The 24,040-nt window shown below is 53.5% G+C and carries 26 protein-coding genes; 16 read left to right on the top strand and 10 right to left on the bottom strand.

Features of this window, described 5'->3' with window-relative positions:
• The first annotated feature begins 2 nt into the window (after window positions 1–2).
• A complete protein-coding gene (locus tag B9Z46_RS05955; RefSeq protein ID WP_108254974.1) occupies window positions 3–1,076 on the top strand; it encodes an MBL fold metallo-hydrolase in 1,074 nt (357 codons plus the stop codon).
• An 8-nt stretch (window positions 1,077–1,084) separates the two neighbouring features.
• Window positions 1,085–1,996: a haloalkane dehalogenase gene (locus B9Z46_RS05950; protein WP_108254973.1), complete on the top strand. Its 912-nt coding sequence runs from the start codon at window positions 1,085–1,087 to the stop codon at window positions 1,994–1,996.
• Between the two features lie 12 nt (window positions 1,997–2,008).
• On the opposite strand, the gene B9Z46_RS05945 is transcribed toward B9Z46_RS05950, so the two are convergent.
• The 4 genes from B9Z46_RS05945 to garD form a co-directional block, all read right to left on the bottom strand.
• Window positions 2,009–3,700, bottom strand: a complete 1,692-nt coding sequence (locus B9Z46_RS05945; RefSeq protein WP_108254972.1) for a sulfatase-like hydrolase/transferase — start codon at window positions 3,698–3,700, stop codon at window positions 2,009–2,011.
• A 175-nt stretch (window positions 3,701–3,875) separates the two neighbouring features.
• The gene (locus B9Z46_RS05940) at window positions 3,876–4,853 is read right to left on the bottom strand and encodes a tripartite tricarboxylate transporter substrate binding protein (protein WP_108255741.1); all 978 of its coding nucleotides are present in this window, start codon (window positions 4,851–4,853) and stop codon (window positions 3,876–3,878) included.
• A gap of 74 nt (window positions 4,854–4,927) precedes the next feature.
• The gene (locus B9Z46_RS05935) at window positions 4,928–5,881 is read right to left on the bottom strand and encodes a tripartite tricarboxylate transporter substrate binding protein (RefSeq protein WP_108254971.1); all 954 of its coding nucleotides are present in this window, start codon (window positions 5,879–5,881) and stop codon (window positions 4,928–4,930) included.
• Window positions 5,882–5,898: 17 nt separating this feature from the next.
• On the bottom strand, window positions 5,899–7,446 hold the full coding sequence (gene garD, locus B9Z46_RS05930; RefSeq protein WP_108255739.1) for a galactarate dehydratase: 1,548 nt from the start codon (window positions 7,444–7,446) through the stop codon (window positions 5,899–5,901).
• Between the two features lie 103 nt (window positions 7,447–7,549).
• Between garD and B9Z46_RS05925 the strand changes: the two genes are divergently transcribed.
• The 6 genes from B9Z46_RS05925 (at window position 7,550) to rpoH (ending at window position 13,358) form a co-directional block, all read left to right on the top strand.
• Window positions 7,550–8,287, top strand: a complete 738-nt coding sequence (locus tag B9Z46_RS05925; protein WP_108254970.1) for a FadR/GntR family transcriptional regulator — start codon at window positions 7,550–7,552, stop codon at window positions 8,285–8,287.
• An 82-nt stretch (window positions 8,288–8,369) separates the two neighbouring features.
• Window positions 8,370–9,707 carry an enolase C-terminal domain-like protein gene (locus B9Z46_RS05920; RefSeq protein ID WP_108254969.1) on the top strand — a complete coding sequence of 446 codons (1,338 nt, stop codon included), beginning with the start codon at window positions 8,370–8,372 and terminating at the stop codon, window positions 9,705–9,707.
• A 32-nt stretch (window positions 9,708–9,739) separates the two neighbouring features.
• The gene (locus B9Z46_RS05915; protein WP_108254968.1) at window positions 9,740–10,504 is read left to right on the top strand and encodes an HpcH/HpaI aldolase/citrate lyase family protein; all 765 of its coding nucleotides are present in this window, start codon (window positions 9,740–9,742) and stop codon (window positions 10,502–10,504) included.
• 25 nt (window positions 10,505–10,529) lie between these two features.
• Entirely contained in the window at window positions 10,530–11,354 is an 825-nt protein-coding gene (locus tag B9Z46_RS05910; protein WP_108254967.1) for an NAD(P)-dependent oxidoreductase, read from the top strand.
• Window positions 11,355–11,364: 10 nt separating this feature from the next.
• Window positions 11,365–12,324, top strand: coding sequence for a sugar kinase (locus tag B9Z46_RS05905; protein ID WP_108254966.1), 960 nt, complete (start codon window positions 11,365–11,367; stop codon window positions 12,322–12,324).
• Window positions 12,325–12,413: 89 nt separating this feature from the next.
• Window positions 12,414–13,358, top strand: a complete 945-nt coding sequence (gene rpoH / locus B9Z46_RS05900) for an RNA polymerase sigma factor RpoH (RefSeq protein WP_108254965.1) — start codon at window positions 12,414–12,416, stop codon at window positions 13,356–13,358.
• 45 nt (window positions 13,359–13,403) lie between these two features.
• On the opposite strand, the gene B9Z46_RS05895 is transcribed toward rpoH, so the two are convergent.
• From B9Z46_RS05895 to B9Z46_RS05885, 3 genes are read right to left on the bottom strand one after another with little or no spacing between them, the layout of a single operon-like run.
• A complete protein-coding gene (locus B9Z46_RS05895) occupies window positions 13,404–13,982 on the bottom strand; it encodes an SCO family protein (RefSeq protein ID WP_108255737.1) in 579 nt (192 codons plus the stop codon).
• A gap of 20 nt (window positions 13,983–14,002) precedes the next feature.
• The gene (locus B9Z46_RS05890) at window positions 14,003–15,121 is read right to left on the bottom strand and encodes a heme A synthase (protein WP_108254964.1); all 1,119 of its coding nucleotides are present in this window, start codon (window positions 15,119–15,121) and stop codon (window positions 14,003–14,005) included.
• Between the two features lie 18 nt (window positions 15,122–15,139).
• The gene (locus tag B9Z46_RS05885; RefSeq protein ID WP_108254963.1) at window positions 15,140–16,063 is read right to left on the bottom strand and encodes a class I SAM-dependent methyltransferase; all 924 of its coding nucleotides are present in this window, start codon (window positions 16,061–16,063) and stop codon (window positions 15,140–15,142) included.
• Between the two features lie 230 nt (window positions 16,064–16,293).
• Here B9Z46_RS05885 and B9Z46_RS05880 point away from each other — a divergent pair, with 230 nt between their 5' ends.
• Complete coding sequence (locus B9Z46_RS05880) at window positions 16,294–16,887, top strand: ComF family protein (RefSeq protein ID WP_369907415.1); 594 nt, start codon at window positions 16,294–16,296, stop codon at window positions 16,885–16,887.
• Window positions 16,888–16,931: 44 nt separating this feature from the next.
• On the top strand, window positions 16,932–17,396 hold the full coding sequence (gene trmL, locus B9Z46_RS05875) for a tRNA (uridine(34)/cytosine(34)/5-carboxymethylaminomethyluridine(34)-2'-O)-methyltransferase TrmL (protein WP_108254961.1): 465 nt from the start codon (window positions 16,932–16,934) through the stop codon (window positions 17,394–17,396).
• 25 nt (window positions 17,397–17,421) lie between these two features.
• Here the strand turns inward: trmL and B9Z46_RS05870 are convergent, their stop codons facing one another.
• The 3 genes from B9Z46_RS05870 to pcaF are packed head-to-tail and all read right to left on the bottom strand — an operon-like array spanning window position 17,422 to window position 20,114.
• Entirely contained in the window at window positions 17,422–17,877 is a 456-nt protein-coding gene (locus B9Z46_RS05870) for a MaoC family dehydratase (RefSeq protein WP_108254960.1), read from the bottom strand.
• 25 nt (window positions 17,878–17,902) lie between these two features.
• Window positions 17,903–18,901 carry an NADPH:quinone reductase gene (locus tag B9Z46_RS05865; RefSeq protein ID WP_108254959.1) on the bottom strand — a complete coding sequence of 333 codons (999 nt, stop codon included), beginning with the start codon at window positions 18,899–18,901 and terminating at the stop codon, window positions 17,903–17,905.
• Window positions 18,902–18,911: 10 nt separating this feature from the next.
• The gene (gene pcaF / locus B9Z46_RS05860; RefSeq protein WP_108255735.1) at window positions 18,912–20,114 is read right to left on the bottom strand and encodes a 3-oxoadipyl-CoA thiolase; all 1,203 of its coding nucleotides are present in this window, start codon (window positions 20,112–20,114) and stop codon (window positions 18,912–18,914) included.
• Window positions 20,115–20,253: 139 nt separating this feature from the next.
• On the opposite strand from pcaF, the gene B9Z46_RS05855 reads away from it, so the two are divergent.
• The 6 genes from B9Z46_RS05855 to B9Z46_RS05830 all read left to right on the top strand — a co-directional run bounded on the left by B9Z46_RS05855 (window position 20,254) and on the right by B9Z46_RS05830 (window position 24,037).
• Window positions 20,254–20,688: a DUF1841 family protein gene (locus tag B9Z46_RS05855; protein WP_199220576.1), complete on the top strand. Its 435-nt coding sequence runs from the start codon at window positions 20,254–20,256 to the stop codon at window positions 20,686–20,688.
• 102 nt (window positions 20,689–20,790) lie between these two features.
• Window positions 20,791–21,633: a MoxR family ATPase gene (locus B9Z46_RS05850; RefSeq protein ID WP_055361401.1), complete on the top strand. Its 843-nt coding sequence runs from the start codon at window positions 20,791–20,793 to the stop codon at window positions 21,631–21,633.
• Window positions 21,634–21,636: 3 nt separating this feature from the next.
• Window positions 21,637–21,903, top strand: a complete 267-nt coding sequence (locus B9Z46_RS05845) for a hypothetical protein (RefSeq protein WP_055361402.1) — start codon at window positions 21,637–21,639, stop codon at window positions 21,901–21,903.
• On the top strand, window positions 21,903–22,520 hold the full coding sequence (locus B9Z46_RS05840; protein ID WP_108254958.1) for a GNAT family N-acetyltransferase: 618 nt from the start codon (window positions 21,903–21,905) through the stop codon (window positions 22,518–22,520). Before B9Z46_RS05845 ends, B9Z46_RS05840 begins: the two co-directional genes overlap by 1 nt.
• 3 nt (window positions 22,521–22,523) lie before the next feature.
• Window positions 22,524–23,708: a VWA domain-containing protein gene (locus B9Z46_RS05835; RefSeq protein WP_055361403.1), complete on the top strand. Its 1,185-nt coding sequence runs from the start codon at window positions 22,524–22,526 to the stop codon at window positions 23,706–23,708.
• A 32-nt stretch (window positions 23,709–23,740) separates the two neighbouring features.
• Window positions 23,741–24,037: a DUF1330 domain-containing protein gene (locus B9Z46_RS05830; protein ID WP_055361404.1), complete on the top strand. Its 297-nt coding sequence runs from the start codon at window positions 23,741–23,743 to the stop codon at window positions 24,035–24,037.
• Window positions 24,038–24,040: the final 3 nt, after the last annotated feature.

The following is a 24,040-nucleotide window of genomic DNA, read 5'->3' as shown; positions in this document are numbered from 1 at the left end:
ACATGCGAATGAAAAAAACTGCCATCACTTTGATGGTGCTTGGACTGTTGGTGGCAGGCTTGTACTTAGCCCGCGCACCCATCAGCTTGGCCATCGCCAAACGTGTGGCGGCCCAGCGTTTAGGCAGTGATCCCCTGCGCGACTTGCCCGATGGCTTGCATGTGGCTGTTTGTGGCGCTGGTTCACCGATGCCAGACGACAAGCGCGGCGGCCCTTGCACACTGGTTATGGCAGGCCAACAAATGTTTGTGTTTGACAGTGGCAACACCAGCGCTCGCAATATCAACAAGATGGGCTTCAATGCGGGCTTGATCGATGGCATTTTCATCACCCACTTTCATTCAGACCACATCGATGGCTTGGGTGAATTGCTGTTGCAGCGTTGGGTGTCTAAGCCCAACGCAGAGCCGGTTCCTGTGTTCGGCCCCGAGGGCATTGACACTGTGGTCAACGGATTCATGCAAGCCTATAGCCTAGACCGTGGCTACCGCGTGGCTCACCACGGCGATGCCGTATTGCCCAACAAAGGCTTTGGCGCCATCCCCAAGTCGTTTGGATTGCAAGACGACAAAGCCACCGTGGTGTTTGAAAACGCAGACACCCGCATCACCGCTTTCAGCGTCTCGCATGCACCAATTCATCCAGCGGTGGGCTACCACATTCGCTACAAAGACCGCAGCATGGTGATCAGCGGCGACACTACACCTTCAGCGCATGTACAACGCGAAGCTCAAGGCGTTGACTTGTTAGTTCATGAAGCCATGTCGACAGAATTGATGACCTTCTTGCAAGAAGGTGCACACGAAGCCAAGCGTGACAAGCTAGAGCAACTCATGAAAGACATCGTTAATTACCACACCACGCCGCAGGAAGCCGCCACCATTGCCAGCAAGGCCAATGTGAACTTCTTGTTGCTGAACCATGTCGCACCGCCACTGCCTTTGCCCGGCTTGGTGGACGTGTTCTTGAAGGGCACTGCCGAAATCTTCAAGGGCAAAATTCAGGTGGCCAAAGATGGCGACATGTTGAGCTTGCCAGCAGGCCAAAAAGTGATTCAAACCAGCAACCGGTTTTAAAGGTATTTATGCGTCAACTCCCCGTCGTTCAAGACTTTCTTCGCACACCCGAAGAACGCTTTCAAAACCTGCCGGACTTTCCCTACCAACCCCACTACACACTCATTGGCGGCTTGCGAGTGGCGCACATCGATGAAGGCCCACGCGATGGCCCTGTGGTTTTGTTGATGCACGGCGAACCCGCTTGGTCGTTTTTGTATCGCAAGATGATTCCCGTCTTGGTTAGCGCAGGCTTCCGAGTGGTGGTACCTGACCAGGTGGGATTTGGTCGTACCGACAAACCTGTGCACCGCAGTGACTACACCTATCACAACCACGTGCAGTGGATGAGTGCTTGGCTTGAAACGCAAAACCTGAGCGGCATCACTTTATTCTGCCAAGATTGGGGCTCACTGATTGGCTTGCGCATGGTGGCTGAAATGCCCGAGCGATTTGACCGCATTGCCCTCAGCAATGGTGGCTTGCCCACAGGCATGGAAAAAATTCCAAGAGCCTTTCACATTTGGCGCGCCTTCGCCATGTACAGCCCTTGGTTTCCCATTGGCAAAATTGTGCGCGCGGGTTGCGCACAAGGGCTCAGCGATGAGGCCGCGGCAGCCTACGATGCACCCTACCCCAGCAGCCGCTACAAAGTAGGTGCCAGAGTGTTTCCCACCTTGGTCCCCATTGACCCCAGCAATCCCGCCAGAGAAGCCAACGAGCGCGCATGGGACTTGTACAAGGCTTGGAAAAAACCTTTTATCACCTTGTTCAGCACCCGCGACCCTGTCACCAAAGGCGGCGAAAAGATTTGGCAAAAATATGTACCCGGTGCTGCCGGACAAAATCACACCCAAATTCGCGGCGCGGGCCACTTTGTTCAAGAAGACAAAGGCGCTGAAGTCGCCCAAGCTTTGGTGGACTTTATTCGCGCAAACTAAAGCCAGTTGCGGTCAGTTGCCGTAGTAAACGTACTCGTCGCCCGGCACCATTTTTTCGCGCAGGTTTTTATCGATGGCAATGGCTGCTTCCGCCATGGAGGGCCAGCTGGGCTTCACTTGCGTGGCATTGAAGGCTTCAAGTTCCTTCTTCATGCTGGCCACCCTGTCTGGCTCTTTGTCGGCCAGGTTATTTTTCTCGGTGGGATCGACGACCATGTTGAACAACCAATCCTTGCGGGGGTTCTGCGCTACTTGCAGTTTCCAGTCACCCTTTCGAATCACTCGGTAAGTGTCTGTTCGCCAGAACAGCGTACGGTCGGGTCCTTTGTCGGTAGGCTTGCTCAGCTGCGGCAACAAATTGATGCCATCGATTGGTCGATCTGCCGGTAACTTTGCACCTGTCGCTGCTGCAACGGTTGTGAAAATGTCCATGTGGTTCACAGGCAGTTGTGGCTTAACGCCTTTGGGAATTCCGGCAGGCCACTTCATGAACAAGGGCACGCGAATACCGCCCTCAAAGAAGGTGGCCTTCCAACCGCGGTATGGCTTGTTCAATCCATCTAATCCTACGTAATGCGCGCCGCCGTTGTCACTTGTGAAAATGACCAAGGTGTTGTCGTCAAGACCTTTGTCTTTGAGTGATTGAAGAACCCGGCCAATGTTTCGGTCCAGGTTGCGAACCATGGCGGCATACACACGCAGCGTGTGATCCTCAATGTGTGACAAGGCTTCGTAATCTTCTTTGGTGGCTTGCAAAGGCGTGTGCGGTGCGGTGTATGCCAAGTAAAGGAAGAAGGGTTGATTGCGATTGGCTTCAATGGCTTTTTCGGCTTCGTCGGTTAAGTAATCGGTGACATAGCGCTTGGGCTTGAAAGCTTCACCGCCATTGAAGTGCATGCCAAAGCTGCCGGCGGCCCATTGAAAGCGGTCGATGATGTCAAATTCTTGCTTTGAATTCACCACATTGGGATCGTTCTCAGGCAAGTAAAGTGAGCTGGCATGTTGGAAGGACAATGCCTCATCAAAGCCATGCACGTGCGATCTAAATTCGGGGGCATCGCCCAAATGCCATTTGCCCACATGCAAAGTTCGATAGCCTTGCCCCTTGAGCATCTTGGCCATCGTGATTTCGGAACGCGGCAGACCCATGGTTTCGTAAGGGATCAGATCTTTTTCGCGCTCTGCATGGTAGATGGCATCGTAGAGTTGATTGGGGCCTTTGTAATGCCCAATCACTTTCATAAACTGTTTGGGCGTAGGCGTGAACTCAAAGCCAAAGCGTGTGGGATAGCGACCCGTCATCATGGCCGCACGCGATGGGGCACAGGTGGCATTGCCCGAATAGCTGGTTTCAAAATTGGCGCCTTGCTGCGCCAAGCTGTTGATATGGGGTGTAGGCACTGTGCCTTTGGCCAAGCCGCCACCGTTCAGAGTGATGTCGTTGTAGCCCAAGTCGTCGGCCACAATCAAAATGATGTTGGGTGGTTTTCTTTCGGAACCGGCTTGAGGATTGCCAGCAATTGCAGTCGGTGCAGTTGGGACGGCCCACTTCACTTCTCTGTTGGGGGCGTCCTCATGGCGCAAAAAGATTTTGACCACCCACAACAAGACTTCGGCTGAACCGCCTTTGGCGTAGAGCCCCCCTACCGCAAGCACCAATGCTGCAAGAACCAATCCTAAAAAAATACTTACTTTCTTCAGCATGAAAGGTCCTCAAAATTCAATACAGCAATGTATGGAAATATAGCAAAAATGCGGTCTTTCAAAAAGCTCTCCAAAACCCTCGGTCCTGCTTTTTGATTCACAAGTTGCAAGAAAAAAGCCTTTGCAATTTCTAGCAAAGGCTTTTTTCATGAATGCTTAGAAAGCAGTTGCTGGTTTATTCAACTGTGATCTTCTCATCTTTCACAATTTTGGCCATGGCTGGAATTTCTGTTTTCACCCACTGCGCAAATTGCTCGGGCGTCATGCCGGAGGGCTCAGCTCCCAAAGTCACCAAGCGTTCTTTGACATCGGGCAAAGCCGCAATGCGCTTAATTTCTGCATGCAGCTTGTCGATGATGGGCTTGGGTGTACCAGCGGGCGCCAACAAGCCCTGAAAGCTACCGGTTAAGAAACCCGGCAACGATTCAGCCACCGTGGGTGTGTCTGGCATTTGTGCGTTGCGCGTAAGTCCCGACACCGCAATCAGTTTGATCTTGCCGGCTTTGACATGGGGGTAAGTTGCCACCATGCCATTGAACATCACATCCACTTGACCACCCACCAAATCGGTGATGGCTTGGGCGCCGCCTTTATAAGGTACATAGCCCCACTCAATGCCATTGCGCTGTGCGTACATCACACCTGCCAAATGCGACGCACTGCCCATGCCCGCTGCCACGGCGTAATTCAGTTTGCCTTTTTGCGCTTTGGCATAGGCCACCAACTCAGCAGGTGTATTGGCAGGCACTTTGGTGCTCACTGCCAACAAGTGTGGTGAGTAAGCCACCATGGCCACTGGCGCAAAATCGTTGATGACATTGAAAGGCAATTTGAACAAGGCTGGACTGATCACCAAGTTACCCACATCCATCAAGACCAAGGTGTAACCATCGGGTGCAGACTTGGCAACTTGGTCTGCGCCCAAGTTGCCGCTGGCACCGGGACGGTTCTCAACCACCACAGGCTGCCCCCAGTTTTCTGTGATTTTTTGACCGAAGATTCGGGCCAACACATCGGAGGTACCGCCTGCAGGAAAGGGGACCACAATTTTGATGGGTTTGGAGGGGAAATTGGCAGCGGGTTGTGCAATGGCCATTCCGCTAAGCAGCATTGCCGCCGCAGAGGCGAATGCAACCCAAGAATTTTTAATCATGACAAACAACTTTTCTGGAGATTGACTGCGGGTCATTATGAACTTGGCCTTTCTATTTTTCTAAACAACTGATATCAATCCGCTTTGATATTGCGTGATTGAATCAACTTGGCCCAACGCGCAAATTCAGAGGCCTGATACGCGGTGAACTGCTCAGGCGTGTTGGCCACAATCTCAAATCCCAACTCTAACAATTTAGGTTTCACAGCAGGATCATTTAATCCCGACACAATGGCTGCGTACAACTTGGCTTTGACATCGGCTGGAATGCCTTTGGGTGCCGCAATGGCCTGCCATGAATACACATTGGCCTCTTTAATACCCAACTCTTCCAAAGAAGGCACTGCTGGCAACAAAGGTGAACGTTTGGCACTGGTAATAGACAGTGCGCGCAGTTTGCCAGCCAATATTTGCGGCATAGCAGTATTGATGTTCATAAAAGAGCCATCCACTTGCGCCCCCAACAAATCGGTCATGACGGGGCCACCGCCTTTGTAGGGCACATGAATGCCCGTGGTGCCTGTTTGTTGCCAAAACAACTCTGCCGTGAGGTGATCGCTACTGCCATTGCCCGAAGAGGCCAAGGTGAACTTGTTAGGATTGGCCTTGTGAAAGGCAATCACATCGGCCATCGATTTGTGCGGAGAACTGGCCGGTACCACCAAGACATTGGGCGCCTGAACCGCAATGGTGATGTAGTCAAAATCTTTCAGCGCGTCATAAGGCACCTTGGCTAGCAAATGCGGCGCAATGACAAAAGGTCCTAAAGATGACACAAACAAAGTGTGACCATCGGGTGCCGCCCGTGTGACAAAACCTGCGCCAATGGTGCCCGTTGCACCCGCTTTGTTGTCGATGATGAAGTTACCGCCTAGCTTTTCTTGCAGCTTCGGCGCCAAGGTCCGCGCTATCAAGTCGGTGGACCCACCAGGCGGGAAAGGTACCACCAAAGAAACTGTTTTATCGGGCCAGGCCATCGCGCCTGTGACACACAAAGCAGTCATCAACCCTGTCAATAATTTTTTCATTGTCGTCTCCTTCTGAATTAGGTAATGGGGGCTGGATTGAAGAGCACCAAGGCGTTGTGCAACTTCCAATGCTCGGCCCATGTTTTGCGACCACTGGCCACATCGAGCAGTAGCTTGAACAGCTCCCAGCCGCCCTCTTCAATGCTGATGTCGCCATCGGCCACACGGCCCGCATTTAAATCCATGAGGTCGTGCCAGCGCTTGGCCAAGTCTGTGCGTGTGGCGACTTTGACCACAGGGCATGCCTGCAAGCCATATGGCGTACCGCGTCCGGTGGTGAACACATGGACGTTCATACCCGCCGCCAACTGAAGCGTTCCGCAAATGAAATCACTGGCAGGCGTTGCCGCAAAGACCAAGCCCTTTTGATGAGGTTTGAGCTTCTCGCCAGGTGACAAAACATGCTGAATGGGCAAGCTGCCACTCTTCACAATCGAGCCCATGGCTTTTTCAACAATGTTCGACAAGCCGCCCGCTTTGTTGCCCGGGGTGGTGTTGGCGCTGCGATCGGCTTGGCCGCGCTCTAGATAGCGGTCGTACCAATCGAGTTCTCGCACAATGCTTTGTGCCACTTCTGTTGTTTTGGCTCGCGAAGTCAACTGCTCTACCGCATCGCGTACCTCAGTGTTTTCGCTGAACATGATGGTGGCACCTGCTCGCACCAACAAATCAGCAGCAAAGCCAACGATGGGGTTGGCGGTCACGCCCGAAAAGGCATCACTGCCGCCGCATTGCACACCCACCACCAATTCGCTGGCGGGTACGGTTTCACGGCGTCGGGCATTGAGGCGTTCCAGGTGTGGCTTGGCGCCTTCTGTGATGTGTTGCAACATCGACATAAAGCCGATGTGTCGATCATCTTGAAGGCAAATGGTATCGGGTCCATCTGAGTTAGTGCGCTCATCAACCAGCGGAAAACTGCCTGGAGGCAAAAGACGCTGTGGTGGTAACTTTTCACAACCCAGGCTGATGACAAACACTTCATTGCCAAAATTGGGATTGAGGCTAATGTTTCGCAAAGTGCGAATCGGAATCACAGCATCTGGTGCATCAATGGCTACACCGCAGCCGTAGGTGTGCTCAATGCCCACCACGTCGTCGACGTTGGGGTACAAAGGCAACAACTCTTCTTTGATTTTTTGCACAGCCAAGGAAACAACACCGGCCACACATTGCACGGTGGTGGTGACGGCCAAAATGTTGCGTGTCCCTACCGAGCCATCTGCATTGCGAAAGCCCTCGAAGGTGTAGCCTGTCAATGGTGCTAAATCAGGTTGCAGCGCTGTTGCCATGGGCAAATTTTGGAAGTCTCTTGCAGCAGGCATGTCAAGCAAACGCTCGTGCACCCAGCTGCCAGCAGGAATGTCGACTTTGGCGATACCCACATTGACGTTGTATCGCAGAACAGCTTGACCCGCCGCAATATCGACCAAGGCAACTTTGTGACCTTGGGGTATGGCATTCAGCAATACCAACGCATCGGTACTCAGGCCCTTTTGAACCTGATCGCCCGCCTTCAAACCACCCGCTGTGACAACAATGGCAACGTTGTCGGCGGGGTGCATGGCAATGGTGGGATGCAGCGTGGTGGTCACAGGGTAAATATTAACTTGTCGTACAAGTAGAATTATGTAATCCTTCACGCTAATTAGACTCCGTACTTACCCGATGACCTTCACAATCGCCACCTTAGAAGAGCCTCGCAAAGCACGCAGCCTTGGCCTAGATCTGGTTGACAAACTCACAGCAGACATGCGAATGGGTCGCCTTCAAGCAGGCGAAAAATTACCCAGTGAGGCAGAAATCATGAAGCAGTTTGGCGTCAGTCGAACAGTGGTGCGTGAAGCCTTGTCCAAGCTTCAAGCCGCACAGTTGGTTGAAACCCGTCACGGCATTGGTACATTTGTCTTGCCACAAAACAGCGCGCCAACATTTCAAATTAGCCCACATCAACTTGGCACTTTGCATGAAGTGATTGCCTTGCTAGAGTTCCGTATCAGCATTGAAACAGAGGCTTCTGCTTTGGCCGCTCAGAGGCGAAATGCTGAAAATTTGGCAGCAATGCAAGATGCCATGGAGGCATTTGCCAATGCCATTGAAGCGGGCCGTGATGCTGTCCAGGCCGATTTCAGATTTCACCAAGAAATTGCGCACGCTACGCACAACAAACATTTTCAAGACCTGATGCACTCCCTTGGAACAGGTGCCATTCCACGCGGTAGGTTGCAAAATACTTTGCCCGTAGACGCCAATCGTCTGGCCTACTTGCGACGTGTGCATCAAGAGCACGATAGCATTTTCAACGCTATTGCGGCGCAAGACCCAGAAGCAGCCCGCGCCGCCATGCGTACACATTTGTCTAACAGCCGCGATCGCTTGAAGAAAAGTGCGCGACTGTCAAACTGAACATCTGCCCCATTCAGGGTTTTGCCGATTTCGAATCAACGATGCAAGTTGTACGATGACTTAAAGTTGAATTTTTTGCACCATGACACACACCAACCTCACCCCCACCATCACCCAGTTACGCGTCATCCCCGTGGCGGGTCGAGACAGCATGTTGTTGAATCTCAGTGGCGCCCACGGACCTTTCTTCACACGCAACATCCTGATACTGACAGACTCCAGCGGTAACACTGGCATTGGCGAAGTGCCAGGCGGAGAAAAGATTCGCAAAACACTTGAAGACGCTCGCCCTTGGGTAGAAGGCCAAAGCATTGGCAATGCCAAAAACTTACTCAACAACCTTCAACAAAAATTTGCAGACCGCGATGCTGGTGGCCGCGGCAACCAAACCTTTGACTTGCGGGTCGCCATCCACGCTGTCACAGCCATTGAAAGCGCCTTGCTAGATTTGCTAGGCCAACATTTAGGGGTGCCTGTGGCCGCTTTGCTAGGCGAAGGCCAGCAACGCTCGCAAGTTCAAGTTTTGGGCTATTTGTTCTACATTGCCGATCGCCTCAAAACCGACCTGCCCTACAACAGCGAGCCCGATGCCAACAACGACTGGCAACGCCTGCGCCACGAAGCTGCCCTGACGCCAGAGGCCATTGTGCGTTTGGCACAAGCTGCACAAGATCGTTATGGCTTTCAAGACTTCAAACTCAAAGGAGGCGCGATTCGGGCAGAAGAAGAAGTCCAAGCCATTGTGGCCTTGCATGAAACCTTCCCCGATGCGCGCATCACGCTCGACCCCAACGGGGGGTGGTTGCTCAAAGACGCCATCCGTTTGCTGCGCGATCATCGCAACACCATGGCCTATGCCGAAGATCCTTGCGGTGCCGAAGGTGTGTTCTCAGGTCGCGAAGTGATGGCCGAATTCAAACGCGCCACAGGCTTGCCCACGGCCACCAACATGGTGGCCACCGACTGGCGCGAAATGGCGCACAGTATTCAATTGCAGTCTGTCGACATACCCTTGGCCGATCCCCACTTCTGGACCCTACAAGGCTCAGTGCGAGTGGCGCAGTTGTGCCAAATGTACGACCTCACCTGGGGCTCGCATTCCAACAACCACTTTGATGTGTCATTGGCCATGTTCACGCACTGTGCGGCGGCCGCGCCCGGCAAAGTGACCGCCATTGACACGCATTGGATTTGGCAAGATGGCCAGTACCTCACACAAGAGCCGCTGCAAATTAAAGGCGGGATGATTGATGTGCCCACAGCGCCGGGCTTGGGCGTCAAGCTCAACATGGATGCTGTGGAGGCGGCTCATCAACTTTATTTGCAGCACGGCTTGGGCGCGCGCAACGATGCCATGGCCATGCAATACCTCATTCCCGGCTGGACCTTCAATCCCAAAATGCCAGCCATGGTTCGATAAATCATTTTTGCAAACTCTCAACAGTCCACACCATGCAAAGCATTCACAACAAATTCAAGCACGCCATTCAAAACGGTCAAAAACAAATTGGGCTGTGGTCACATTTGTGCAGCCCTATCAGCATTGAAATCTTGGCCCATTGCGGCTACGACTGGCTGCTGCTGGACATGGAACATTCGCCCAACGACCTCAGCGAAATTTTGGCGCAACTGCAAGCCATGAAAGGCGGCACAGCCACGCCCATCGTGCGCCCCCCTTGGAACGACATGGTGACCTTCAAACGCCTGCTCGACATCGGCGTTCAAAACTTGCTGGTACCCTACATTCAAACCGCGCAAGAAGCGCGCGATGCGGTCTCTTACACGCGCTATCCACCGCAGGGTGTTCGCGGTTATGCAGGCGCGCCACGCGCCAGCAACTACGGCCGCGTGAAAGATTACGCCAAGCTCAATGGCAATGAACTCTGCTTGTTGCTGCAAGTCGAAACACTGCAAGGTTTGGACAACTTAGAAGACATTGCCAACGTAGAAGGTGTCGATGGTGTCTTCATTGGCCCCGGTGACTTGTCCGCAGCCTTGGGCCATTTGGGCAACCCAAAGCACCCTGACGTGTTGAAGGTGATTGACCAAGCCATTGCACGCATCAAATCCTGCGGCAAAGCGGCTGGTATCCTCACGGGTGATGTGGCCTTGGCTCAACATTATGTGGCGCAAGGCTGCATGTTTGTCGCGGTGGGCGCCGATCAAAACGTGCTGCGTGACAGTGCGACTGCCTTGGCGCAAAGCTTCAAAGACTGATCACTTCCATTTCAAAAACGTCATCATGCTCAAGCCCAAAGCTTCCCCACTCACTTTTCCAAGATTGTTGCTAACAGGTGCCGCGGGGCAATTGGGCCAAGAAATGCGGCCACGCCTCAAAGCTTATTGCGATGTACTGCGTGTCAGCGATCAAAAAGATCTGGGTGCGGCGCAACTTGGCGAAGAAGTGCAAATCACCAATCTGGCCAATGCATCCGACATGCAAAGCTTGCTCTCAGGCGTTGATGCCGTTGTGCATTTGGGCGGCATCTCCACCGAGCAAGCCTGGGAACCCATTTTGGCGAGCAACATTGTGGGCATGGTGAACTTGTACGAAGCCGCACGCCTTCAAGGCACAAAGCGCATTGTCTTTGCCAGCTCCAATCACGTCACAGGCTTTTACCAGCAAGACGAAGTCATTGACACCAAGATGCCACCCAAGCCTGATGGTTTTTATGGTTTGTCCAAAGCCTTTGGCGAAGACTTGGCCGAAATGTATTGGGCCCGTTGGGGCATCGAAACCGTCAGCATTCGCATTGGCTCTGCACTCCCCGCCCCCAAAGACCGCCGCATGTTGTCCACATGGATCAGCTTTGACGACCTGGAGCGTTTGGTCGTAGCGGCGCTCACGGCCCCCATCGTGGGCCACACCATCATCTTTGGCATGTCCGACAACCAAACCTCTTGGTGGGACAACACCCATGCCAAACACATTGGTTACCGTGCGCTGGATTCATCCGACGTGTTCAGGCACGAAGTGGAAGCAAGACAGCCACACATCGATCGACATGACAAGGCCGCTTTGTACCAAGGCGGAGCCTTTGTCAAAGTCGCACCCCACGGCGAGTGACGGCTGAAAGATGGAAGTGCGCAAACCCCTTCAATTCATCGCCATTGGCGAATGCATGTTGGAAGTTCAAGCCAATGGCTTTGGACCCTGCGTGTTGTCTTATGGCGGCGACACCTTCAACACGTCGGTCTACTTACGCCGCTGCGCATCCTCCAAAGCCATTGAAGTCAGTTATGCCACAGGCTTAGGTGTTGATCCGCTCAGCCAACAACTGAAGCAGGCATGGACAGCCTTGGGCCTCAACCTCAATGCCATTCAATCAATTGACGGCAAGTTGCCAGGCATGTACCTGATTGAAACGGACGACCAAGGTGAACGCAGTTTTCACTTTTGGCGAGAAAGCAGCGCCGCTCGCGCTTACTTTCAAGCACCCGAAACTGACTTGGAAAAAAACGCGCTCAACTATGACTGCATTTACTTCAGTGGCATCTCGTTGGCCATTCTGGACGATGCTTCTCGCAAGCGGCTTTTCAGCATGCTGCAAAAAGTTCGCGCTTTAGGCTGTCGTGTGGCGTTTGACAACAACTTCAGGCCTAAGCTTTGGCCCAGCCTGCAAGTGGCCCAGCAGGTTTACCTTGAAGCGTTGAACGTTTGCCATACCGCCATGCTCACCTTGGACGACCACCAAGCGGTCTTTGGTCATGTCAATTTAGACGATGCCTTGCGCCATGCACAGGCACTCGAAGTGCCAGAGTTGGTGATCAAGCGCGGCGCAGACAGCACCTTGGTTCGTGAGACGCCAGACGCCCCTTGGCAAAGCATCGCCACCGAACGGGTTGAACGCGTGATCGACACCACCGCTGCTGGGGATTCATTTGCCGCAGGCTTTTTGAGCCGCCGCCTCATTGGAGAAAGCGCCCTTTTATCGGCAGAATTTGGCAACAAAGTGGCCGCAAGGGTCATTCAGCATCGCGGCGCCCTGATTCCCCTTGAGGCCATGCAAGACCTCATTTCTCCTCCGGTCTATTGATAAATATCAACAAAATCAATAAGTTATATATTTAGCACTCTTCACAAGAGAGTGCTAAAATCCGGTCCATTATGGATAGGAGTTCTGGAATGACACACCTGACTGGATCCCCCGACACAGCACTGGCCCTGAAGAACCCATGGGCCGTCGTGCCTTCATTGGGGCACCTTGATGCGTACATCTCTGCGGTCAACCGCATGCCCATGCTCAGCCCCGAGCAAGAGCAAGAGTTTGCGCGCAAACTGAAAAACGAAAACGACCTCGAAGCCGCCAGTAAGTTGGTGCTCTCGCACCTGCGCGTGGTGGTTTCTGTGGCACGTCAGTACTTGGGCTACGGCCTGCCCCATGCCGACCTGATTCAAGAAGGCAACATCGGTTTGATGAAAGCCGTCAAACGTTTCGACCCCGATCAGGGCGTGCGCTTAGTGAGCTACGCCATGCACTGGATCAAGGCTGAAATTCACGAGTACATCTTGAAGAACTGGCGCATGGTCAAGGTGGCCACCACCAAGGCACAGCGCAAATTGTTTTTCAACTTGCGCTCCATGAAGCAAGGCCTCAAAGCCGAAGCCGATGAAGCCACAGGTACGCACCGCGACACCCTCACCGCAGCGCAAATTGACAGCATGGCCAAAGACCTGAATGTCAAACGCGAAGAAGTGATGGAAATGGAGACACGCATGTCAGGCGGCGATGTGCTGCTCGACCCTGCGCCGTCCGATGATGGCGAAGTGGCCTACGGTCCCATCGCTTACTTGGCCGATGCGCACCACGAACCCACCGCCATGATTGAAGCGCACCAGCGCGACATGATGGCCAGCGATGGGATTGCCACTGCTTTGGCGTCCCTTGACGAACGCAGCCGCAGAATTGTGGAAGAGCGTTGGCTCAAAGTGAACGACGATGGCTCGGGTGGCATGACACTGCACGACTTGGCCGATGAGTTTGGCGTGAGTGCCGAGCGCATTCGCCAAATTGAAGTGGCGGCCATGAAGAAGATGAAGGCAGCTTTGACCGAATACGCTGAAGCTTAATCAGCTGCAATCAGCAGATGAAAAAGAGGGCCTAGGCCCTCTTTTTTATTTCAGCAACCATTTGAAATCTTCGGCCAACACTTTGGCGCCAGAGCCATAACGGTTGAACAAGCGAACACGGCCTTGCGTGTCAAACGCATAGCTCCCCGCAGAGTGGTCCATGGTGTAGCTGGTGGGTGTTTTGCCTTCTACCCGTTTGAAGTAAATCTTGAATTCTTTGGCAATGGCTGGCAATTGCTCTGGCGTGGGCCTGAGCGCCACAAAGCTAGGGTCAAAGTTTTCAACATAGGCCTTGAGCAATTCGGTGGTGTCACGCTCTGGATCGACCGTGACAAACACGGCTTGCAACTTATCACCATCAGCACCCAGCAAACGTTTCACATCGCTCAGCTCTTGCATGGTGGTGGGACACACATCCGGGCATTGTGTGTAGCCAAAGAAGACCACCACAACCTTGCCGGCAAAATCTTTAAGAGTGCGTGCTTGACCATTCTGATCGGTGAGGTTCAACTCTTTGGCGTAGTCTGCACCTGTGATGTCAACGCCATGGAAAGACATTTTTTGTTCATTGCAAGCACCCAAGCTTAGAACCAAAGCAAGGCTTGTCAGTAGTTTGGCAATCATGTTCATCTCTTAACGCTCCATCAACGACCAGGGGCTCGCGTGCAGCTGAGCATCCAAGTCAACACCATCATCAAAGCACCCGCACCACCCGTGTGCGCCACGGCTGCCAACAAAGGCCAATCCAACACCACATTGGACAAGCCTGTCAAAAATTGCAGCGCCAGCAAAGCAGCCAGCCAGCGCGACAAATCTTTTAAAACACCATTGCGCTTGAAAGACCACAGCATGAATGCGCCGTAAGTGAACACGACCAAGGCCATCAAGCGGTGCACCATGTGCACCGACTGCAAGGCTTCAAAAGGCAAATTCTGACCTGCCGCGTCAACACCTAGATGACGCCAAATTTGAAATGCAGCACCATTCCAAGCGGGCCACCATTGGCCATTGCAATCTGGGAAACCGGTGCAAGCCAACACAGCGTAATTGGTACTGACCCAAGCGCCTAAAGCAATTTGAATGACCAGCAACACGGCTGCTAACCACAGCATGGCGCGCAAACGCGCCGACATGACTTCGCGTTGTACAGAAGGCACCCACGCCACTTGCGCACTTAGCAGCACCAACAAACCAATTCCGCCCAGCAAGTGCAGTGTGACGATGGCGGGGAACAATTTCATGGTGACAGTCAATGCACCAAAGGCCCCTTGCATGCACACCCACACCAAAGTTAACCAAGCCCAGAAGGGGCGAACCTGCCAAGCGTCTTTTTCAGCCACATGACCTTTGAATTTTTGCCAGGTGCTGACCACAGCCAAAACCAAGATCAAAAATCCCACCGACATGGCCAAATAGCGATGGATCATTTCAATCCACGCTTTGTTGTGCGTCACGGGACCCGTGGGCATGGCCGCCACGGCCGCATCGATGTGATCGTCGGCACCAATGGGGCTGGCATGGCCATAACATCCTGGCCAGTCGGGGCAGCCCAAACCAGAGTCGGTGAGGCGCGTGAACGAGCCAAACATCACCAGGTCAAAGGTGAGGAACAAGGTGAGCACCACCAAGGCGCGCATTTTTGAATTTACATTGCGACCTCGGTTTTTGTACAGGGTCAACAACAGTGGTACCACGGCAATGAAAAACCCCACACACAACAAACGTGCGGTGGGACTCAGGTTGTACAGATCGACTTCGGTCATGGTGGGGGTGGATTCTGATTAATGCGGTGCGCGCGGTTGCTTGAGCATTTGGCGCATGTCGTCCAAACCGATTTGACTTTCGGAAGCCACTTTCAATCGGGGTTGTGGTTTAAGGGCATGTCCATAGACCACTTCAAAGCTCAGAGCCAAGCGGCCGTCTTCATCAGGTTTAGCCAGGCTTAACAAAACTGAGTGAAGTTGCTTCAACCAAACTTTGCCTCGCAAGCCGTCAAATCGGTCCACGTGAAAATTGCGGCCCATGCTGCGCAAATCTTCCAGCAATTTGTCTGGGTTTGCATAAGTCAACGTGATCTTTTCCATGTCCATCACGGGCTCGGCAAAGCCCGCATGAACCAACATGTCACCCCAATCGTGCATGTCGGTGAATTCATGCGCTGGCATGGGCCAGCCAGCTTTCGCATAAGCCGCGCGCAACTCGATCAGGGTATCGGGACCGAAACAAGAAAACATCACAAAACCATTGACCGCCAAGGCACGATGCCACTGCGCCAGCAAAGCTTCTGGCTGCGAAGCTTGGTGCAACAACATGTTGGCCCACACCAAGTCGATGCTGTGGTCTGCAAATTGGGTGGTTTGCAAACGTGATTCAAACCAAGCGGCTGGCTGCCACCATGGCTTGCGTGCCCATGTTTGCACTTGCGCGGCTTCGCTGGGCCGTTGCGCTTTCAAAAAGCCCTTGGCCTTGGGATAACGCTGTTTTAGCAAAGCCAAGGCATTCAGGCCTGCCCGCACGGGGTCCCAACACACCCACGACTGAGGTTGCAAAGTGATGAAGGCCAAACGCTCTTCCATGCGGCGCGCCACTTCTTCGTGCAACCAAGGCGAACTGAGCGAGCGCGCTTGCTTGCCTTTGGCCAACGGCAGCATCGCCCAGCGACTTGCGGCGACAGGGTCTAGGCTGGGGGGGCGTTCTTGGGCCATGTGATTGTTAAAAGAGCAGACAGCAGCGTTTGAAAATTTGCGCCATGCAGGGCAATGAAGGCCCCCTGGCAAGCCTGTGCAAGGGTCACAAGCGATGTCCAGAAGTATATTGGTTCGTGATTAACCTTCCCAGCCAATGTGCAATTTGCAAAGCTTGGCCTGCCATCCCCATTTGCCACGCCTGCGTCAGTGCATTTGGACGGCCCCAAAGACGTTGCTCACAATGCGCTTTGGCCCTTCCCGTCTCTTCCTGGAATGCCGTTCATACCGGCCCCAACCATGCCTCTCGGCAATGTTCCAGCTGCCTTCAAAGCCCTCCCGCGCTAGACGCCTGTTGGGCCGCCACTTCCTATGCTTGGCCGTGGACGCAACTGGTGGCGCAATTCAAATTTCAAAACGATTCGGCTTGGGCCCGCGCTTTGGCCTTGCTGATGCAAAGTGCCCCTGGGGTTGAAGATGTCTTAGAGCAAGTCGATGTCATCCTGCCCATGCCTTTGTCTGCACAGCGTTTGGCCGAGCGCGGGTTCAATCAGGCCTTGCTTTTGGCCAAAGCTTTGAACCCGCACAAAACCCAAGCTTTGACCTTGCTCAAGCTTAGGCACACAGCACGGCAAAGCAGCCTTAAAAGGTCTGAGCGACTTCTCAACTTGGCAGGTGCTTTGGCTGTATCGCCATTGCGCGCAGCGTCCCTCAGAGGGCAACATGTGCTGCTGGTGGACGATGTCATGACCAGCGGCGTCAGCCTCAACACGGCAGCGCAAGTCTTGAAGCAAGCAGGCGTTCAATCGGTGAAAGCTTTGGTGTTTGCGCGTACAGAAGTGTGAACGCCTGTTCAAGCTGCGCCAATTCCGAAGCACAATAGCGACTTATGTTTCACATAGTTTTAGTCGAACCCGAAATCCCGCCCAACACAGGCAACGTCATTCGCTTGGCGGCCAACACGGGCTGCGCCTTACACCTTATTGAGCCCTTGGGTTTTTCGATGGAAGACAAGCACATGCGGCGCGCGGGCTTGGACTATCACGAGTACACACAGGTCAAGCGCCATGCCGACTGGGCCACTTTTTTGGCCACAGAAAAGCCCGATGCGGCGCGCATGTTTGCGCTCACCACCAAGGGCACGCGCTTTGTGCAAGACACGCAATTTCAAGCGGGCGATTGGTTTGTGTTTGGCGCAGAAACTCGGGGCTTAGCGCCCGAGTTGCGCGAGAGTTTTGCGCCTGCGAACCGATTGAAACTGCCCATGCTCGAGGGCCAGCGCAGTCTCAATTTGTCCAACAGTGTGGCCGTGGTGGCTTACGAAGCTTGGCGCCAGAATGGCTTTCAAAGTTAAACGCCTTGGCGTTTAACTTCCTGCATCAAACGTAATAGCGTGCCAAAGATTCGGCAATGCAGCTTGGCTTCTCAGAGCCCTCACGCTCAATCTTCATCTCCCATGTGAACTGCATGCCGTTGCCATCAATGGCCACAGCATCTAGCAATTTCATGTGACCGCGCACCTTGCTGCCCACAGGCACAGGCGACGTGAAGCGCACTTTGTTCAAACCGTAGTTCACACCCATGCGCACATCTTCAATTTTGATGGCGCTTTGAGACAACTTGGGAATTAAAGACAGGGTTAAAAAACCATGTGCAATGGGCGCACCAAAGGGGCCGGCCTTGGCTTTTTCCACATCGATGTGAATCCATTGATGGTCGCCTGTTGCTTCGGCAAACATGTTGACTTGTTCTTGCGTAATCTCGGTCCATGGCGAAACAGCCACCGTTTGACCAACACAAGCCGCGAGTTCTTTGAGGGTTTGAAATGTTTTCATAGCCCGCACTCTAACCAGCTTTGTCTCAGAGATCAATCACCACATTGCCTAATTGACCTGCTTCAACGGCTTCATGCGCTTTCACAATTTGGTCCAACGTAAATCGGGCACCAATGGTGTGTTGTAACTGACCTCTGGCCAGCAATTCATTCAGGCGATTGACACACCATGTGCGATCTGCAGGCAGCAAGTCGTAGACCAAGAAAAATTTCAGACCAATTGAATTGAACAACAAGGGACGGAAGGTCAAAGGAATATCGCCCACCACGTTGGAGCCATAACCGATCAATTGGCCATGGGGCGCCAAGCCACCGGTGGTGACCCACTGAGATGCCGTGGCAAAGTCCATGTCGATGATGACATCAACACCTCGTCCTTGGCTGAAGGCTTTCAAGCGCTCGACCACTGGCTCTGTTTTGTAAAAAATAGTTTCAACAGCACCCGCTGATTTGGCATGCGCGGCTTTTTCTTCGGAGCCCACAGTGCCAATGACCTGACCACCATAAAGCGTCACCATTTGCGTGACGTAATGCCCCACCGCAGAAGATGCGCCAGTGACCAAAACCTTTTTGCCACGCAAATTTTCGTCGCCTGCCAAATGCACTGCATGCACAGCTGTCAAACCTGGAATACCCATACAAGCACCCGCTGCAAAATCGGTGTTGTCGGGCAGTTTCACAGCTTGCGCTTCAGGCACTACGATGGCTTCAGAAGCCGTACCGTGCGGGCGTTGCCACTGCGCGTTCCAAATCCAAACACGTTCGCCCACGCGCTGGTTTAAAACACCCTCACCCACAGCCTCAATCACACCAGCGCCATCGCTGTGCGGCACCACCCAAGGGTCGGTCAAGGGCCGTGCACGGCGCGACTTCACATCGGAAGGATTGACACCCGAGGTGGCCAAACGCACGCACACCTCACCTCTGCCCAGCGCTTTGAGTGGCAGTGAACCCAAAATCATGACGTCTCGGGCTTCACCATTTTTTTCGTACCACGCTGCACGGGTTGAGAGGCTAGTTGTCATGTGAAAATCCTTAGACGCGTTCCAGAATCACGGCAATGCCCTGGCCCACGCCAATGCACATGGTGCACAGTGCATAGCGACCACCGGTGGCATGCAAACGGTTCACGGCGGTTGTGGCCAAACGCGCACCCGAGGCACCCAAGGGGTGACCCAAGGCAATGGCGCCACCCCAAGCATTCACGCGCTCGTCGTCGTCTTTCAAACCCAACATGCGCAGCACGGCCAAGCCTTGCGCTGCGAAGGCTTCGTTCAATTCAATGACATCGATTTGATCCAGGGTCAAACCTGTTTGCGCCAATACTTTCAAGGTGGCAGGTGCGGGGCCAATGCCCATCACGCGCGGTGCCACGCCAGCAGTGGCCATGCCCACCACACGGGCTTTGGGTGTCAGGCTGTACTTTCCCGCCATGGTTTCGTTGGCCAGCAACAAGGCACATGAACCATCGTTGACGCCACTGGCATTGCCCGCTGTCACGGTGCCATCAGGGCGCACCACGCCTTTGAGCTTGGCCAAGGATTCGAGGCTGGTTTCGCGGGGATGTTCGTCAGTGTCCACGACGATGGCATCGCCTTTTTTCTGAGGAATGCTGACAGGGGTAATTTCTCGAGCAAGGTGGCCAGCTTTTTGTGCAGCCACTGCTTTCATTTGGCTGGCCAAGGCCATGCGGTCTTGCGCTTCGCGTTCAATTTTGTAATCGGTGGCCACGTTTTCGGCGGTCTCGGGCATGGAGTCCACGCCATATTTTTCTTTCATCAATTTGTTGATGAAGCGCCAGCCGATGGTGGTGTCATACACCGCATTGGCGCGACTGAAAGCAGACTCGGCTTTGGGCATCACAAAGGGTGCGCGGCTCATGCTTTCCACACCGCCGGCAATCATCAAACCGGCTTCGCCTGATTTGATAGCACGTGAGGCAGAACCCACGGCGTCCAAACCAGAACCGCACAAACGGTTCAAGGTGGCACCTGGCACTTCAATGGGCAAACCTGCCAGCAAGCTGCTCATGTGCGCCACATTGCGGTTGTCTTCGCCGGCTTGGTTGGCGTTGCCGTACAACACGTCGGTGACAGCAGCCCAATCCACTTGCGGATTGCGCGCCATCAGGGCACGAATGGGGATGGCACCCAAGTCATCGGTGCGAACACTGGACAAGGCGCCGCCATAACGGCCGAAGGGCGTGCGAATGGCGTCACAAATGAAGGCTTGGGTGATGTTGGAACTCATGGTGGCTCTTTGAAGTTGGACTGAGGTTTTGATGAATCATGCAATATAGTGCATGTTTGGGCTAATTTCAAGTCGGAATTGACCCTAAGCTTTGGCCGCAAAGCCCTTCGGAGACAATGTTGGCATGCTGATACAACCTTCCCAAGCCGATGTGCGCAGATTCTTCTGTGGCACCTATGCCAAAGCCCGTTCAGGCGCCACGCTAGAGCCCATTGAAATTCTGGCCAGCCAGTGGATTGACGAGCATCCCGAATACCACGCCGACTTCGCGGACGTTGATGCCGCCTTGGCCAGCATGTTGAACGTGGATCCCAACAAAGAGAATCCTTTTTTACATTTGTCCATGCACCTGTCCATCAGCGAGCAGTGCAGCATTGACCAGCCCCGGGGCATCCGTCAGGCGGTGGAACTGCTCACCCACAAAAGGAACTCCTTGCACGAGGCGCATCACGCCACCATGGAGTGCCTCGGCCGCATGATTTACGAAAGCCAAAAATCGGGACGCATGCCCGATGGTCAGGTTTACATCGACTGCGTGCAAAGGCACGCCACCCAGGATTGATTTTCGGTCACTGAAGCGACATTCCAAGCGGTGAACCCTAATCCTCAAGCGGGTGTTCTCGCGCACAATCAAAACAAGCTTAACCACTCCATCTAGTTCATTATGAAATTCCAAGGTACCGACAACTACGTTGCCACGCAAGATTTGAAATTGGCTGTGAATGCGGCCATCACCTTGAAGCGCCCTTTGCTTGTCAAAGGCGAACCCGGCACGGGCAAAACCATGTTGGCCGAGGAAGTGTCTGAAGCCTTGGGATTGAAACTCATTCAGTGGCACATCAAGTCCACGACCAAAGCGCAACAAGGCTTGTACGAGTACGACGCCGTGAGCCGTTTGCGTGACAGCCAATTGGGCGATGAAAAAGTCAAGAACATCGAGAACTACATCATCAAGGGTGTGCTCTGGCAAGCCTTCACGTCTGAAGAGCCTGTGGCCATTTTGATTGACGAGATTGACAAGGCCGACATCGAGTTCCCCAATGACTTGCTGCGCGAAATCGATCGCATGGAGTTTTATTGCTACGAAACACGTCAGCTGATCAAAGCCAAAACACGTCCCTTGGTATTCATCACCTCCAACAACGAAAAAGAATTGCCCGACGCTTTCTTGCGCCGCTGCTTCTTCCACTACATCAAGTTCCCTGAAGCCGACACCATGAAGCAAATTGTGGATGTGCACTTCCCCAATTTGAAAAAAGAATTGCTCACGGTTGCGTTGAAAAATTTCTACGATGTGCGCGGTTTGCCTGGCCTCAAAAAGAAACCTTCTACCAGCGAGTTGCTCGACTGGCTCAAGCTGTTGGTGGCAGAAGACATTCCTTTGGAAGCCTTGCAAAGTGCCGACCAAAAAGTTAGTGTGCCGCCACTGGTGGGCGCCTTGCTGAAGAACGAGCAAGACGTCAGCTTGTTTGAAAAGCTGGTGTTCATGAACCAACGCAACCGCTAAAACATGTCACGCAATTTGCTCGCTGAAGGTTTGTCAGACGCTGTCGGCTTTGTCGGTGGGGCGCTGCTGGGCTTTTGGGCTGGGCAATTGCTTGGCTGGAACATTTTTGCAGCAGGCTACGGCAACGACAGCATTGGCGGCATTGTGTTGGTGGGCTTGGGCGGTGGCTTGGGTTTGCAATTGGCCAGGCGATGGCAAGCGCATCAAGCGGCCTCGCGATCAGATGAAGCAAACGATGCCTCAGGCAACAGCTCATCGAAAGACAAATGATGAGCACACCAAACGCATTCACGCAAACGGTTCACCTTCAAGGCAAACATGCTGAGTTGGTACCTTTGAACGCGTCGCACCATGACGATTTGGTCGAAGCCGTGAAGGATGGCGAGCTTTGGCGCCATTGGTACACCTTCATTCCCACGCCAGAAAAAATGGCCGATGAAATTGCGCGGCGCTTGAATTTACACAAGGAAGGCAGCTTGCTGCCCTTCACCGTGATGGTGAACGGCAAGGCTGTGGGCATGACCACCTACATGCACATCGATGCGGCCAACCTGCGTGTTGAGATTGGCTCCACGTGGTATCGCAAAAGTGTGCAACGCTCACCCGTCAACACAGAATGCAAACGCCTGCTGTTGGCCCATGCCTTTGAGCATCTTCACTGCAATGCGGTTGAATTTAGAACGCATTTCTTCAACCAACAAAGCCGCCGCGCCATTGAGCGCTTGGGCGCCAAGTTGGATGGCGTCTTGCGCAACCATCAAATTAACCATCACCCCGATGCAGCAGGCGCCCTGCGTGACACCTGCGTCTACAGCATCTTGAACACCGAGTGGCCTTCAGTGAAAGCGCACTTGGATTACCAACTCAGTCGTTCGCGCGAGGCCTGAAGCATGCTGATCGATTTTTTCTACACCCTGCGTGCCGCCAAATTGCCGGTGTCTGTGCGCGAATACCTCAACGTTTTAGAAGCATTGCAAGCCAACGTGGTGGGCCCTGCTTCAGACGCCTGCAGCATTGACGACTTCTACCACTTGAGTCGCACCATCATGGTGAAGGACGAGAAGCACTACGACAAATTTGACAAGGCCTTTGGCGCCTACTTCAAAGGCGTTGAGATGCTCACCGACTTCACCAAGGAAGTGCCCTTGGAATGGTTGCAAAAAATCTTAGAAAAAGAACTTACGCCCGAACAAAAAGCCGCCATTGAAAAAATGGGCTGGGATGAGCTGATGGAGACCTTGAAGAAGCGTCTCGAAGAACAAAAAGAACGCCACGAAGGTGGCAACAAATGGATTGGCACAGGCGGCACCTCGCCCTTTGGCAATGGCGGTCAAAACCCCCAAGGCATTCGCATTGGCGGCAAAGGCGGTCAACGCAGCGCGGTCAAAGTGTGGGAACAACGCGCCTACCGCGATTACGATGACACCCAAGAACTGGGCACCCGCAACATCAAGGTGGCTTTGCGCCGTCTGCGCAAATTTGCGCGCGAAGGCTCTGTTGAAGAACTCGACTTACCAGACACCATTCGCTCAACAGCAGCCAATGCGGGCTACCTGGACATCAAGATGATTCCAGAGCGTCACAACAATGTGAAAGTTTTGTTGCTGATGGACGTGGGCGGCACCATGGACGATCACATCGCTCGCGTGGAAGAATTGTTCTCGGCGGCCAAGGCAGAGTTCAAACACTTAGAGTTTTATTACTTCCACAACTGTGTGTACGACTTCATGTGGAAGAACAACAAGCGCCGTTATGCCGAGAAGTTCTCAACCTGGGACATCCTGCGCAAGTACAACAAAGATTACAAACTGATCTTTGTAGGCGACGCCACCATGAGCCCCTACGAAATTCTGCAGCGCGGCGGCAGCGTGGAATACAACAACGAAGAAGCCGGTGCTGAATGGTTGCAGCGCCTCACGCACACCTTCCCAAAATTTGCGTGGATCAACCCCGAGCCACAAGGCGTTTGGCAATATCGCCAAAGCATTGCTGTGATTCAACAACTCATGAGCAACCGCATGTTCCCGCTCACCCTCAAAGGGTTGGAAGATGCGATGCGCATGATGAGCAAGTAATTTTTGAGTTTAATTTTCTTTTAGGAGCCACCATGGCCAAGGCATACATCATTGGGCAAGTGACCGTTCACAACCCAGAGGGTTACACCAAGTACTCGCAGCATGTGCCCGCCACATTGGCCCAATACGGCGGAAAATATTTAGTTCGGGGTGGTGACTGCACACAACTCGAAGGCACAGCGCAAGGCAATCGCCGCGTTGTGATTGAATTTGCAAGTCGAGAAGCGGCCCAAACTTGGTACAACAGTCCTGAATACCAAGCCATCTTGCCGCACCGGAAGGCCAATTCAGAAGGACATATTGCCCTTGTCGATGGATTTGAAGGCTAAAAT

This window comes from Limnohabitans sp. Hippo4, assembly GCF_003063605.1.
GTDB lineage: Bacteria > Pseudomonadota > Gammaproteobacteria > Burkholderiales > Burkholderiaceae_C > Limnohabitans_A.
The sequence above is the reverse complement of the archived record's forward strand: the minus strand, read 5'-3'. Positions and strand labels throughout refer to the sequence as shown.

What these genes read in the sequence shown, in the direction of transcription:
- B9Z46_RS05910 (WP_108254967.1), top strand. Translation starts at nt 10,530, where the DNA reads ATGCTCAAGCCCAAAGCTTCCCCACTCACTTTTCCAAGATTGTTGCTA.
- B9Z46_RS05925 (WP_108254970.1), top strand. Translation starts at nt 7,550, where the DNA reads ATGACCTTCACAATCGCCACCTTAGAAGAGCCTCGCAAAGCACGCAGC.
- B9Z46_RS05830 (WP_055361404.1), top strand. Translation starts at nt 23,741, where the DNA reads ATGGCCAAGGCATACATCATTGGGCAAGTGACCGTTCACAACCCAGAG.
- B9Z46_RS05950 (WP_108254973.1), top strand. Translation starts at nt 1,085, where the DNA reads ATGCGTCAACTCCCCGTCGTTCAAGACTTTCTTCGCACACCCGAAGAA.
- B9Z46_RS05845 (WP_055361402.1), top strand. Translation starts at nt 21,637, where the DNA reads ATGTCACGCAATTTGCTCGCTGAAGGTTTGTCAGACGCTGTCGGCTTT.
- B9Z46_RS05835 (WP_055361403.1), top strand. Translation starts at nt 22,524, where the DNA reads ATGCTGATCGATTTTTTCTACACCCTGCGTGCCGCCAAATTGCCGGTG.
- B9Z46_RS05945 (WP_108254972.1), bottom strand. Translation starts at nt 3,700, where the DNA reads ATGCTGAAGAAAGTAAGTATTTTTTTAGGATTGGTTCTTGCAGCATTG.
- trmL (WP_108254961.1), top strand. Translation starts at nt 16,932, where the DNA reads ATGTTTCACATAGTTTTAGTCGAACCCGAAATCCCGCCCAACACAGGC.
- B9Z46_RS05935 (WP_108254971.1), bottom strand. Translation starts at nt 5,881, where the DNA reads ATGAAAAAATTATTGACAGGGTTGATGACTGCTTTGTGTGTCACAGGC.
- garD (WP_108255739.1), bottom strand. Translation starts at nt 7,446, where the DNA reads ATGCACCCCGCCGACAACGTTGCCATTGTTGTCACAGCGGGTGGTTTG.
- rpoH (WP_108254965.1), top strand. Translation starts at nt 12,414, where the DNA reads ATGACACACCTGACTGGATCCCCCGACACAGCACTGGCCCTGAAGAAC.
- B9Z46_RS05915 (WP_108254968.1), top strand. Translation starts at nt 9,740, where the DNA reads ATGCAAAGCATTCACAACAAATTCAAGCACGCCATTCAAAACGGTCAA.
- B9Z46_RS05840 (WP_108254958.1), top strand. Translation starts at nt 21,903, where the DNA reads ATGAGCACACCAAACGCATTCACGCAAACGGTTCACCTTCAAGGCAAA.
- B9Z46_RS05955 (WP_108254974.1), top strand. Translation starts at nt 3, where the DNA reads ATGCGAATGAAAAAAACTGCCATCACTTTGATGGTGCTTGGACTGTTG.
- B9Z46_RS05865 (WP_108254959.1), bottom strand. Translation starts at nt 18,901, where the DNA reads ATGACAACTAGCCTCTCAACCCGTGCAGCGTGGTACGAAAAAAATGGT.
- B9Z46_RS05920 (WP_108254969.1), top strand. Translation starts at nt 8,370, where the DNA reads ATGACACACACCAACCTCACCCCCACCATCACCCAGTTACGCGTCATC.
- B9Z46_RS05940 (WP_108255741.1), bottom strand. Translation starts at nt 4,853, where the DNA reads ATGATTAAAAATTCTTGGGTTGCATTCGCCTCTGCGGCGGCAATGCTG.
- B9Z46_RS05890 (WP_108254964.1), bottom strand. Translation starts at nt 15,121, where the DNA reads ATGACCGAAGTCGATCTGTACAACCTGAGTCCCACCGCACGTTTGTTG.
- B9Z46_RS05905 (WP_108254966.1), top strand. Translation starts at nt 11,365, where the DNA reads ATGGAAGTGCGCAAACCCCTTCAATTCATCGCCATTGGCGAATGCATG.
- B9Z46_RS05870 (WP_108254960.1), bottom strand. Translation starts at nt 17,877, where the DNA reads ATGAAAACATTTCAAACCCTCAAAGAACTCGCGGCTTGTGTTGGTCAA.
- B9Z46_RS05850 (WP_055361401.1), top strand. Translation starts at nt 20,791, where the DNA reads ATGAAATTCCAAGGTACCGACAACTACGTTGCCACGCAAGATTTGAAA.
- B9Z46_RS05895 (WP_108255737.1), bottom strand. Translation starts at nt 13,982, where the DNA reads ATGATTGCCAAACTACTGACAAGCCTTGCTTTGGTTCTAAGCTTGGGT.
- B9Z46_RS05885 (WP_108254963.1), bottom strand. Translation starts at nt 16,063, where the DNA reads ATGGCCCAAGAACGCCCCCCCAGCCTAGACCCTGTCGCCGCAAGTCGC.